Origin of the sequence: Lacticaseibacillus pantheris DSM 15945 = JCM 12539 = NBRC 106106 (genome assembly GCF_001591865.1) — a bacterium.
GTDB lineage: Bacteria > Bacillota > Bacilli > Lactobacillales > Lactobacillaceae > Lacticaseibacillus > Lacticaseibacillus pantheris.
This window is the reverse complement of sequence record NZ_BCVS01000073.1, coordinates 1-12,406: the sequence shown is the minus strand read 5'-3', so window position 1 is coordinate 12,406 and position 12,406 is coordinate 1. Positions and strand designations below refer to the sequence as shown.

The following is a 12,406-nucleotide window of genomic DNA, read 5'->3' as shown; positions in this document are numbered from 1 at the left end:
CCCCACGAAAGCCGTAGCCTACCACCCCGACCAACGCTGCCGGTCCCATACACCCGCAACACTTGTGGTGGTGAGTTGAGGCGGGATGGGTTATGATGGTAGCAATTAATAACACTTGAGGAGGAACCACGATGCTTGAACAAGCTTACCTAGACCTTGCCCGCCACGTCCTTGACGATGGTCACTACAAGGACGACCGCACCGGAACCGGCACGTACAGCGTGTTTGGCTACCAAATGCGGTTTAACTTGCAGGAAGGTTTTCCGCTGTTAACCACCAAAAAGGTGCCACTAGGGTTAATCAAAAGTGAGCTACTCTGGTTCCTGCGCGGCGACACCAACATCCGTTTCCTGTTGCAACATAAGAACCACATCTGGGATGAGTGGGCCTTCAAAAAGTGGGTGGAGTCGTCCGAATATCAAGGCCCCGACATGACCGACTTTGGCCGGCGGCACCTCGCTGACACCGCGTTTGACGCCCAGTACCAGGAGCAGAAGGCGTCCTTTGATGACCGCATCCTGCACGATGATGATTTTGCCTCCCGTTACGGTGACCTGGGTAACGTCTACGGCAGTCAGTGGCGCGCATGGCGTACCAGCAACGGTGATACCATCGACCAGCTGGGTAACGTGATTGAACAAATCAAAGTGCACCCCGATTCCCGCCGCCTGATTGTCTCCGCCTGGAACCCCGAGGACGTGCCCACCATGGCTTTGCCGCCGTGCCACACCATGTTCCAGTTCTACGTGAACGACGGGAAGCTGTCCCTGCAGCTGTACCAGCGCTCGGGCGACGTTTTCCTTGGCGTACCGTTCAACATTGCCAGTTACGCCCTGCTACTGTCGTTGGTAGCCCGCGCGACCGACCTGGAAGTTGGCGAATTCATCCACACGCTTGGGGATGCTCAAATCTACAAGAATCATGTGGACCAGGTTCGCGAGCAGCTCAGCCGGACACCACGACCAGCACCGCAGCTGTGGTTGAACCCAGATAAGCACGACCTGAGCGACTTTGGCATGGATGATATCAAAGCAGTCAATTATGACCCGCTACCTGCCATTAAGGCACCGGTAGCTGTATAATTAGGGCATCAACCACGTATGTAGGGTGCAAGGGGCGAAGCGCATGGAAACAGCATTCATTTGGGCACAGGATCGAAACCGCATTATTGGCCGCGATGGCAAACTGCCGTGGCATTTGTCGGATGACCTGCAATTTTTTAAGGCCACCACGCTTAATCAGGCTATCATCATGGGCCGTAAGACCTTTGTGGGGATGGGCAGCCGGCCCTTACCGCAACGGCTGAACATTGTTTTGACGCACCAGCAGGATTTGGCGGTGCCTGATGGCGTCCTGGTGGTTCATTCAATTCAGGAGGCCTTGGCGGCGGTCACTGACGCCGGACACGACACCGCCTTTGTAATTGGCGGGGCGGGCGTCTTTAACAGCTTCGTTGAAGCCGTGGGCAATCCCGACAGGCTCTTCGTGACGCGGATTCATGGAGCGGTCGAAGGTGACACCAAGATGGTGGAGTTAGCCTGGTCCCAGTACCGGCGTGAGTCTGCGCGGACGGTGAACAACGCCGATCCGCAGCTGACGCATACGTTTGAAGAGTGGGTGTACGCCCCGATTCCACCACACACTAGTGAGGGTTGAACGTAGCTAGTGAAACGTGTGTTTTAGTAAAGAAATAACGGCGGGCTAGCGGCTCGCCTTTTTGCTGGGTAAAATTATGGTAGCGTCATAATTTAATTCGAGGATGATATGTAATGAAAAAATTCTTATTTGCTCTTGCAGCAATAGCCGTGGCCATAGTGGGCTTGGGCACGCACAAAGTGTCCGCTGATACTGATGCGGCTTGGGACAAACCCGTTGCTACTTTGGGTTCGTCATTGACCAGTAGTCAACAGCAGGGCGTAATCAACACGCTGACTAGTGCGGCGGGGACTGGGAGCAGTTACGACACGTTGACGGTCAACGGCTCCACGCTGGTGAAGTACTTGAACCCAAGCGGTGAAAGCTTCACCAGCACGTCGGGCGTGTGGTCATCGGCCCTGGTGCAGAAAACTAGTAGTGGCGGGATTAACGTAAAAATCGTCGATTACAACGGCACAAACAACATTACGACCATCACGGCGAACCAGTACCGGAACGCCGCGATTACGGCTGGTGTAACTAACGCCAACATTTACATTACCAGCCCGGTATCGATTGATGGTTCCGGTGCGCTGGCGGGCGTGTACGCCGCCTTTGCTGCGAACGGTAGCACGTTGAACCAGTCGCAGGTGACGGCTGCCCAGGACGAAGTGAACACGCTGAGTGACATCACGCAGGCGAACAAGGACAAAGACGGTTACACCGACAAGCAGCTGAACAACGCGGTTGCGGGTATCAAGAAGCAGATGGCGACCGACAGTAACAACGGCCAGCAGACGTTGTCCAGCAACCAGATTGGTAACATCGTGGATAGCGAGCTCAAAAACAACAACCTCGGCACGATTATAAACAACAATCAGCGGACCCAGATCATCAACCTGATGGTGAAGATCCAGAACTCGGGTGCGTTGAAGAGTAGCGGTTTCAAGCAGCAGGCTAGCGACCTCGCCAACAGCATCCAAAGTTCGGCGAAGGGACTCTTTGATAAGATTAAGAGCTCGGTTGACGGCGCCGACAGTAGCTGGTGGAGTTCGTTGTGGCAGAGTATCGTGAGCTTCTTTACCAACATCTATAACTGGATTTTGAGCTTGTTCTAACTATTGAAATGAAGACGTTAAAAAATGGGGCTGTGCCAAAAGGCGGTTAGCCCCCGATATACAAGACGGCATCAGTGGAAATCCCGAACTTAGGATTTTTGCTGATGCCGTCTTGTATGTTAGGGAGCTGCCTTTTGGCGCGCGACCACGATGTATCGTTCGTGTGCTAAAGGCTTCTGTCACAATCCCTTTTTGCATTTTATTGGTGCATACGGTGGTATCTGTCCCACAGCCAGTAAAGCAGTAGGTTTATCACCGTCAGTAAAATTAAATAGAGCATCACGGTCAGAATCGAGTGGCCAGAAATGTAGACGCCATTATCCAGACGATTTTGTCTGAGCGTGATGTCGATTAGAATTACTACCTGAATTAAGTAAAGAACCCAACGCCACTATTTGTGCATGCCTGCTCCTCCGTTTAACTGAGTGTTGATTACACAGCCCGATACACCACCCAAAAAGATAAATACAAACAGCCCTGAGGTCATTATAATTCCAAAAATATTAGGACGATGAAAAAATCTGCCGATAGCTATAAATAGTCTCGGCAGATTCTTTTTAACTCTTGTAACTTTTTAGCGACTAGTTCCGACGTCGCTTAGAAACCCCGGCAAGGCCGAAGAGTGTCCCGAGAACGGTCAGCACACCCAGTTCTGCGACGGCAACATCATTGTTGTCACCGGTTTGAGGGTAAGCCTTCGCGGCGGTATTGTTGGTCGTTGCGGTGGCGCTAGCAGCAGGCCTAGTCGCCGTGGTTGCTAGCGACTGCGTCGAGCGCACATCCGCCAGCTTAACTGCGGTCTTGGCTGCATTGTCCTTGTTGCTCAGAACAACGGTCGTGGCCTGCTGAGACTGCTTACCAGTTGCGTCAGCCTTCGTGGTTGTGGTTGATGTAGCCGGCTTGCTACTATCCGTATCAGTGGTGGCTGGCGTTTGACCGTTTGTGCCTGTAGTCTGAGTAGGTTTTGAGCTGTCACTTTGATTAGTGGCAGGCTGGTTGTCCGTGTCGCTGTCACTATTATTAGTAGCGGGTTGGTTGTTCGTGTCACTGTCACCATCATCGGTCGTATTCTGGCCAGACGTACTGTTGTCGGTGCCAGTGCTAGTGGGGTCGGTAGGCGTTGATGCGGCCTTGTTAGCAGCGTCGAGTGCGGCCTGTGCTTGGCTCAAAGCAGCCGCGGCAGTGGCCGCCTGTTGCTTAGCCGCAGCGACATCATTCTGCGCCTGGTCAGCAATAGTAGTAGCCTCGGCGAGTGTTGCTTCCGCCTTGGTCAACGCAGCCTGGGCGTCAGCGAGTGCCTGCTGAGCAGGACTGGTTGATGCGGCTACCTTCTCGTTTTGTGCCTTGGTAAGTGCGGCCTTAGCGGCAGTCAAAGCTGCTTGGGTGGCCGCCACGTTACCGTCAGATTCGCTTTGGGCACTAGTCAACGCAGCCTTGGCAGCGTCGAGGGCAGTCTGTGCGTTCTTAACAGCGGCCGTGTTGTCAGCCGTGTCGGACTCACTTTGTGCTTTGGTGAGTGCGGCCTTGGCGGCGTCTAGGGCAACATTGGCGTCATAGCCTTCTGTTGCTGCAAGGTGATCAGCGTATTGAGCGATGGCCGTCTTGAGTGATGCGGCGGCCTGGTCGTATTGCTTTTGGGCAGTGGCTACTGCCGCCTTGGCGGTGGCGTAGTCCGGGTTGGCTGAGGTAACGGTGGTTTCAGTTGGTACGTTAGCCAGCTTGGTGTTAACTAGCGCGGAGCCGCTGTTATCAACCTCTTGCACACCGTTAAAGACCATGGCCCAACCACCGGCAGTCTCGACGACTGAGAAGGCGCCATCAGCAACGTTCCAACTTTCACTCAGAAGAATTTGACGGTGGCCCCAGTTGCTGTCGGCATCACCATCTAGAAAGTCTTCTAGGGCAAATGCCGCATTCTGCATCATATCAAGCATGGTTCCACCTGCGTAGTTGACACCGGCTAAACACTCCGCTGGGTCCTCCAAACCGGCTGACTCGAAAATAGGGTTAGTAATAGATTTGTCATGGCTTGTGTCTATTTCAGGAATAAGCGTTTGCCCGCGCTTTTGAGTCGCGTTGTATACTGCGGAGGTTGAAGCAATTGCAGGAAGCCCCAATTCTGAACGGTACGTATTTAACAGACCGATAAGGTAGGTATTCAACTCAGCTTGTTGAGCAGAAGTGAGCTGACCGTTTATTGAATCACCTGACCAGACTGTATCGGTGGTTGTAACGGGATTGAGAAAACTTTGAGAATCCATTGAGAAGCTTTCGGCCTGAGCATCTGTATACGCCGCAATCTTAGTTGGCAAAGCGTTGCCGTCCCAAACAAATGACCCGTCAGAATTTTTTGTGTTGTAATCCCCATATGTTGATTTATCAGTGGTCTTGCCAGCAGTTACTGCGTAGGCCAGCGTTTCACCATCGCCAATTGATCCGCTGTATTCCTTTGTAGACAGGCTCGATGGTGTTTCGCTCAATGTATTTTGAGCATATCCTAAGTCGGATTTCGCCAAACTAGCCTGGTTCTTCGCGCTCACAATGAAGAAGTCGTTCGACGCTTCCGCCTCGCTCTGCGCCGCCGACGTAGCTGCATCCACGGCCGCCTGGGCGTCACTAACTGCCTTCTCGGCCGACTGCACGTCCGCAGACTTTTGTCCGTTCACGGTACCAGATTGTGCGGCGGACAAAGCGGCGTTGGCAGTGTCAACTTTGCTTTGAGCGGCGCTAACGTCACTAGCCTTCTGCGCTTGCTGTGTCTGCGCCGAGGATACCGCCGCGGTCGCCGTGGTTACGGCGCTGGCTGCGGAGGCAACGTCTGCGTCCTTTTGTGCCTGGGTCACGCCATCGGTAGGGGTGACGTTCTTGGCCGCACTAGAAACGGCGGCGGATGCGCTAGCGACGCTGGTCTGTGCTACCGATTGTGCGGCAGCAGCACTGGCAGCTGCGGTCGATGCAGCGCTAGTGGCAGCGTCGGCTTCGTCCACCTTGTTTTGCGCGTCATCGCGTTGTTTGGTGGCCGCCTTTTGCGCCTCAGTCAGCGTGGTGGGGTCGACATCCTGCGAATTCTCCGCCGTACCAACGTACCCATCGTTAGTCGCAGCAAAGACGCCTGTAACTGGCTTGTTGCTCAAAACCACCGCGCCCAACGCGGCGGCGGTCAGTAGTGCAACTGATGTGGTTTTGCTTAGTTTCTTCTCCATGGACTATTTCCTCCAATGTGTTATGTAACTCAACCCGATATAACGAAATTTATTGTAGCATCAGTTTTGTTATGCTGTGTACAATCTGACCAAAATTGGGGTGCAGTAAGTCGTTAAAAGTGCTTGATACGCCGCAATTATTGCGGATGTGCAAAGCTTGTGACTGCTGTTGCGTAAACGCAAAATCTGGCTGTCAAAAAGATTGCATATACGCAATCCATTGATGAATGCACATTGTTATTGTGATTGACCTGATGGTGGTGAACCTGCCGGAAAGGGTGTCTTCGATTGGCGTGATCATTTGAGTGCCACTGAATAATACATATAGGTGGCCAATTCGTCAGCGAACCCCAATCGGATGAATACCGCTTTAATGTCCCCCTTTACCAAACATTTACTCCATGCATACAAAGGATACGCAAACTTCGTGTTGGTCTTTACACGGGCTGACTACACTGGTGGTGTAGTGAAGAGGCGGAACCAATCCAACGGGAAGGGCGTGCTGGCCGTGGTAACTGGGATTCAAGATGATGACATTGTTAACGCACTAGTGCGGATGGCGCACCGTGCTAGCCACCAGCTTACCGCGGCTACTAGTGCCTTTCTACGACAGGATCCCGCTGCGGCGCGGTTGGTCATCAGTATGGATGGACAACTGAACGATGATGAGTTACGCATTGACCAGCTGGCGTTGCGCGATGCGGTTGCTGGGACAGGATACGAGCAAAGGTGGCAGGACATTGCGACGCTGCTAAAAGTGACCGACGAACTGGAGCGCCTCGGTGATTATGCGGTTGCCATCGCGGTGATTACCACGACCAACTTTGCCCACAGGGGTCACCCGACCAACAATCAGGCTGATGTGTGGCTGACCGCCATGCTCAACCAGGTGGGCAAAATGCTGGGGATGGCCGTCCACGCGTACGCTCGGCGTGATGCTGGCGTTGCGCAGGAAGTCGCTCTGAGTGACCGTGAAGTTGACCGTCTTTACGTGCGGATTCGCGCCCTGTTGGGACCAATCACTCCCGGGGAACCAGCGCTGGCGGTGGCACGCCTGTTGTCGCAAAGTGGCGATCGGTCGGTCAACATCGCGGAGTGGGTTGTCTACCGGGCCACCGGGACGTTGGTGGCCTTGCACCACGAGCATAACGGACAGTTACTAGATGAGTAGTGAATTCGTCACGATGTGGGGGTGGCGTAATGAATATCTGGTTGTGGATGATTGCGGCAGTGATTGCGATGATTGTCACCGGCTGGGCAATGTGGGGTACGGCGGATACCACTTTGGCCCGGCACGAGGTTATACGTCGGCTAGCCGCCCAGCCGTTAAGGCAACGGCGGCATAAACGTCAGTAAGTGTATTGCACGCAAAACAAAGGCGCCTGTCGGTCATAATCCTGAATTACGGATTACGGCTGGCAGGCGCCTTTGCGTATTGTATTTAGTGGAAAAGATGTGTGCGTGTATTAGTCCGCGTTGTCAGGCTGAACGTCGTTGCTGGTTGCAGCACCGGCTTGGCGGCGTTGGCTTGCAAAGTGGAATCCTAAGCCAAGAACGAGGCCCACGACTGCTGGGACGACCCAGCCCATGCCAAGGCTTGCGAACGGCAGGAAGGAGTCGCGGAAGTGCGTCAGCGCAACGCCTACGCTACTTTGGCTAACCACTGCCGGGAAGGAAGCAACCATGTCGAGCACAGCGGGAATCGTGGTGAAGCCCACGGTCAAGGTGTAAACGACGGGGTCCCTGCCGAACCAGTGCGCGGTTACGGAGAGCAGGATGAGCACCATGCAGAATGGGTACAGGAACATCAACATTGGTGTGGACCAGGCGATGATGGTCTCCAGGCCGAAGTTAGCGGTCAGGAAGGACGCAAAGGCCATCAGGGCGAGCCACTGAACGTAGCTCAATACCGGGAAGTGCTTGTGGAAATCCTGTGCAAAGGCGGCGACCAAACCGACGGCCGTGGTGAGGCAGGTGACGGTCAGTAGTGTAGCTAACAGCGCGTGGCCGGCAGTACCAAAGTAGTAGGTTACAACCTGGTTGAACGCCGTGCCACCCTCAGCACTCGGCTTGAAGTGGGATACGGACATGGAACCCAGGACGATGAGGAAGAGGTAGACCACGCCGATAGCACCAGTAGCCATCACGCCGGCTTTGGCCGTGACTTTGGCAACGGAACCTTCACGCTTTAGCCCCAGGCCACGGACGGCGGTGACGACGGTGACCCCGAAGGCCAGACCGGCGAGGGCGTCCATGGTGTTGTAACCCTGGAGAAAGCCGTTAAAGAAACTCATGCCGCCGTTACGGTAGGCGGTAGTGGCGGCCTGCGCGTTGGGGTTGCCGAGCGCGTGGGAATAGGCCACGAAGAACAGGAAGAATAGCAGTACCAAGAATACTGGGTTCAAAACCTTACCAACAGCGGAAGTAATCTTGCGTTCCTTGTACGATAGCAGGAATGCCGCCAGGAAGAACAGGGCGGAGAACAGTAATAGTCCGCCAGTCTCCCACGACTTTGGTAACAGTGGCGCCACCCCGGTGGTGAATGAAACGGTTGCCGTACGGGGTGTGCCGAACAATGGTCCGATGGTAAAGTGAATTAAGACCATGAATAGTAGTGCGAACCAGCGGCCGAGTGGACGACCCACGTCGTAGACACCCTCGGCGTGGACGGCGCTGATGGCCAGAACGGATAGTAGTGGTAGGACGACCGCCGTCACCAGGAAACCGAGCGCGGCGGGCAACCAATTATGACCAGCGATCTGGCCTAAGTGGAGCGGGAAAATCAGGTTGCCGGCCCCAAAGAACAGGCCGAACAGCATGGATGCGACAACTAAGTATTGTTTCTTGGACAATCGTGGTTCCTTTGTTAAATCCTGCATAAATAGTTCCTCCTAGGAGGCCAACTGTAAATGGCCCCGATCTTCATTGCGTCGTTGCGTTTTAATGTTGCTAATGTCGCTGCCCACGGCCACCATCCCCTTTGTTGAATATGTATTCACCAATGCGCATGTAGAAATAATAAATATCGTGTCATCACCCGGGGCAAATAAAAAGACACCCTCAGCTATTATTAGCTAAGGGTGCCTAAGCACGATACCACCTTAATTCGCCGTACCGTCACCGGTACAACCTCACCACGTACGGCCCGCAGGCGATACGTTGACACGATAATGGGTGTCCCCATGACACGTTACTGTAAGTTCGGTGTCCGGCTCGAAAGGGATATTCATCACCGCAACCCTTGCTTCCTCTCACCTAACGAAGCTCGCTGAAAGTTGTACGGTAACTACTGGTCTTTCTCATCGCATTTGCATTTGTTGTTACTTAGTATAGCGTGGCAAAGTAGTTTGTCAACACTAATTTGAATTTAATCTTATTTCTGAGCCATTGTGACAATTGATAATCTTCTCGGCCATTAAAGTGAGCCGCGTGTTATCTATGTTGTCGTTAATGTGATTTTAGCCTGATAACGGGTGGATAATATCAATGTACGAATGGATTGTGTCGTAATTAATCGGGGCTATCAGTATCGACAATAAACCTTTTAATTTTTCTACATTTGTGGTGTAATGTAGAAAGAAGCTCAAAACACGAACAAAAATCGAGTCGGCCGACTTGGGTTAGTTAGTGTCAACACCAGATGATTTGCATAAACGCAACATCCAGTGTGGCACTACCCCCATTCCCGTGTGCAGGGGTGCATGCGGGCGGTCGGCTTTTTGTGTAGAGAGCGAGCCCGAGCGTTCAGAAGTCGGAGTGTAACGTACTGCGATGGGAAAGCCGGGTTTTGGCTTCAACAGCGTAGTCAGTTACACGCAGGCTTTTGCTCGGGGGGAGCTCGTTTAGGTAGAGAGCGAGCCCGAGCGTTCAGAAGGCAGAATATCTGGGTGATGGTAGTCGATTTGGAGCGATTACTACCGGACAAAGTAATACGGGGTTGATGAGCAGATCTATGGAGTAAGGTTACTGGGAGGCGGATGCGCATGGCGGACTACGGTCAGATTGGCGCGCTTTTTCGTGAAGTACGTAAACGCCGCGGATTAACGTTGCAACAGGTTGCAGCTGGGTGGTCAGTTGCTAGTCTATCTCGCTTTGAGCGGGGTAACTTGGCCATTAGTGCGGACCGACTGCATCGATTGCAACTGCAGCTAGGCTTAACGGATACCGATCTGGGTGAGTATCTGGGTCGTAATAGTGGCGCTAGCGAAATCAGCATACGCGATTGGATGGGCCGCATTGTACGAGCAGATTTTCATTCTGGTCCGCGTCAACTGATTGCATTAGCCGAGGAGTTGCAGGCGTCCACTTTGCCGGATTCCTGGGCCAAAAAAATGTTAATGATTTTGATTAATCACTATGTGTTGGTCAAACGGGGTGTAATTGAGGGACTGTTGGATTCGGAATTAGTGGTGGTGGAACATTACTTTTTATCGCCTGGGCCATGGGTACAGTTAGATTTTTTATTTGCTAGCAAAGTTGTGCCTTTTTTACCCACGAAATATTTACACCGGCTCATTAATCACGTCAACGACCTGGATGTGTTGACGATGCCGTCAATGTTACATGTTATCACCTTGCAACCCTTGGTCTGGGCGGTATTCCAAGCTGGGGCGACGGACAATGATGATACTGCGGTTGATTGGGCGTACAAAGTGAGCCAGATGTATGGTGATCAGGAGCCCGATTTGTATAAATTTTATATCAACCGGTTTATGGGCCTAGTGGACGCAGAATACCGGGCACGCAGTGATGTCAGCGCTACGGCAGTGGAGAAGTTTCTCGGCGCTCTGTACCGCATCGACGCCTTGCAAGCAACCGAATTGCGGCGGTGGTATAGATACTGGCACCAGTGTGAGGAGGGGTTACGATGACCGATTCTTACCAAAGAGGACAATACTATGCCACTCTGCGGGAACGGCGTGGCTACAGGATGCGTGACCTGGATGTAGTTGCTAGTTCGGGTGATTTGTCCCGGTTCGAGCACGACAAGCAGGAATTGCGGTCGTCCCGGATGCAAACTTTGCGGGACCTACTGGGTTTACTGCCTGAAGAGGGTTATGGCTCGGAGGTGGCAGATAATTTTGATCAGACGTTAGTGGACCTCAAAAATGTGACGAACGTTGATGACCTGATTAATCGGGTGACCACCTTTGTGAACCGAAACGAGACGCGGCTACCCGGCGCGGTGCGGTTGTACTGCGTTGATGCACTTTACCTCAGCCACGTGCGTTTGGTGATGGATTCGCCAGCATTGCTTGCCCACTACCACGCTCCGCAACTAGTACAAAAATACTGGCGCGACCTGTCCCGGGTGAACTACTGGCTCAAAGCGGACTACTACATTGCTTACGGGCTCTGGGACCAGTGGTCTGCCGATCAGCAACGGCGGCTACTAAACTCGGCAATGAATCCACCAGGCGACATGACGTTCCTGTGGCTGCAACTGCTAATCCGAGCTGAGCAGGTAGCTTTGCGAAATGGTGACGGTGAGACCGTGCGACTTTGCATCGATCTCTGCCGGGAAACCACAATTCCGTCGGTCCGCACCCAGCAGATGTTTTTGTTACGGATTGCAAAGTTGACGTTGGTCGACGCGCTGGACCACTCCATGGAGTCGGTCGCCGCGTTAGACCAGTTACAGGATGACCTGGCGATTGTGGCGACGCCGTTCTATTGTGATTTGTTGCGTGATACGCGCGCGGCGTTGACCACGGCCCATAATAACGGTTTGGTCGTAGCAACAAGCAACAAGCATAAAAAATCCCCGTCGTAACGACGGAGATTTTTTTATGCTTGTTGAAAACCTGTAAACCCGTGCAAACTACACCCGGCTAGTAATGTCGATTGAAGCTTCTTCGAGCACGTGTCCAGGCAATGCGTGGCGTAACTCATTCAGCCAAAAACCTTCCGGCAAGTCCAAAGTGGTATTGAGTGCGTAAACCGTAAACGTGTAGTCATGGTCCGCGTTGGGTGGTGTCGGTCCGGTATAGCGCTGGTAAATCTCCGGGTCGGTGTTGCGGACGTAGCTACCAGCGTTTGAGTTGCGACCCTGCACGAACTGGCCGGCCAGCTGACGGCTGGCGTTAGCTGGCATGTTGGCGAGGGTGACCGGGATGTCGGCTGCAATCCAGTGAATCCAGGTGAAGCCGGATACCGGCACGGCGTCGTAATCAGTGAGGGTTAGGGCGAGGGCAACCGTGTCCGCCGGGATGTCGGTGACCTGAAACGGGAAGCTGGTCACGGGGAAGCCATTGCGCATATCCTCGCCAGTAGCGTACTTACCGTATTGATCTGGGAGATAGCCTTCTGGTGTTTCCACAATAATGTGCATACATGGTCATTCCTTTCTTGTTAACTTCATTATACTCGTTCCAACGAGTTAAGTGGCGGTTCTCAGTGGTGGGGGATGTGGACTGTGCTGGCAAAGTGGTGGTGGGGTTGCGGCTTTGT

General features: G+C 53.3%; 10 protein-coding genes and 1 other annotated feature. Of the genes, 7 read left to right on the top strand and 3 right to left on the bottom strand.

What is annotated here, in order from left to right:
• The first annotated feature begins 131 nt into the window (after positions 1-131).
• From LPA02S_RS08200 to LPA02S_RS08190, 3 genes are all read left to right on the top strand, one after another.
• Entirely contained in the window at positions 132-1,082 is a 951-nt protein-coding gene (locus LPA02S_RS08200; protein WP_054650836.1) for a thymidylate synthase, read from the top strand.
• Positions 1,083-1,125: 43 nt separating this feature from the next.
• Positions 1,126-1,656 carry a dihydrofolate reductase gene (locus tag LPA02S_RS08195; RefSeq protein ID WP_056956826.1) on the top strand — a complete coding sequence of 177 codons (531 nt, stop codon included), beginning with the start codon at positions 1,126-1,128 and terminating at the stop codon, positions 1,654-1,656.
• Between the two features lie 113 nt (positions 1,657-1,769).
• On the top strand, positions 1,770-2,753 hold the full coding sequence (locus LPA02S_RS08190) for a DUF1002 domain-containing protein (protein WP_056956825.1): 984 nt from the start codon (positions 1,770-1,772) through the stop codon (positions 2,751-2,753).
• Between the two features lie 581 nt (positions 2,754-3,334).
• Here LPA02S_RS08190 and LPA02S_RS08185 read toward each other — a convergent pair.
• The gene (locus tag LPA02S_RS08185) at positions 3,335-5,956 is read right to left on the bottom strand and encodes an SEC10/PgrA surface exclusion domain-containing protein (RefSeq protein WP_056956824.1); all 2,622 of its coding nucleotides are present in this window, start codon (positions 5,954-5,956) and stop codon (positions 3,335-3,337) included.
• 427 nt (positions 5,957-6,383) lie between these two features.
• On the opposite strand from LPA02S_RS08185, the gene LPA02S_RS08180 reads away from it, so the two are divergent.
• Both LPA02S_RS08180 and LPA02S_RS11695 read left to right on the top strand, forming a co-directional pair.
• A complete protein-coding gene (locus tag LPA02S_RS08180; RefSeq protein WP_162204105.1) occupies positions 6,384-7,127 on the top strand; it encodes a phosphate signaling complex PhoU family protein in 744 nt (247 codons plus the stop codon).
• A gap of 29 nt (positions 7,128-7,156) precedes the next feature.
• Complete coding sequence (locus LPA02S_RS11695) at positions 7,157-7,312, top strand: hypothetical protein (RefSeq protein WP_156302159.1); 156 nt, start codon at positions 7,157-7,159, stop codon at positions 7,310-7,312.
• Positions 7,313-7,422: 110 nt separating this feature from the next.
• Here LPA02S_RS11695 and brnQ read toward each other — a convergent pair whose 3' ends face one another.
• Positions 7,423-8,835: a branched-chain amino acid transport system II carrier protein gene (gene brnQ, locus LPA02S_RS08175; RefSeq protein ID WP_056956823.1), complete on the bottom strand. Its 1,413-nt coding sequence runs from the start codon at positions 8,833-8,835 to the stop codon at positions 7,423-7,425.
• A gap of 194 nt (positions 8,836-9,029) precedes the next feature.
• Positions 9,030-9,268 (bottom strand) — a binding site (T-box leader).
• Between the two features lie 671 nt (positions 9,269-9,939).
• On the opposite strand from brnQ, the gene LPA02S_RS08170 reads away from it, so the two are divergent.
• Positions 9,940-10,827: a helix-turn-helix domain-containing protein gene (locus LPA02S_RS08170; RefSeq protein WP_056956822.1), complete on the top strand. Its 888-nt coding sequence runs from the start codon at positions 9,940-9,942 to the stop codon at positions 10,825-10,827.
• Positions 10,824-11,729: a transcriptional regulator gene (locus LPA02S_RS08165; RefSeq protein ID WP_054650850.1), complete on the top strand. Its 906-nt coding sequence runs from the start codon at positions 10,824-10,826 to the stop codon at positions 11,727-11,729. Before LPA02S_RS08170 ends, LPA02S_RS08165 begins: the two co-directional genes overlap by 4 nt.
• Before the next feature lie 48 nt (positions 11,730-11,777).
• On the opposite strand, the gene LPA02S_RS08160 is transcribed toward LPA02S_RS08165, so the two are convergent.
• Positions 11,778-12,287 (bottom strand): YbhB/YbcL family Raf kinase inhibitor-like protein, encoded by a 510-nt coding sequence (locus LPA02S_RS08160; RefSeq protein WP_054650852.1) that lies wholly within the window; start codon positions 12,285-12,287, stop codon positions 11,778-11,780.
• Positions 12,288-12,406: the final 119 nt, after the last annotated feature.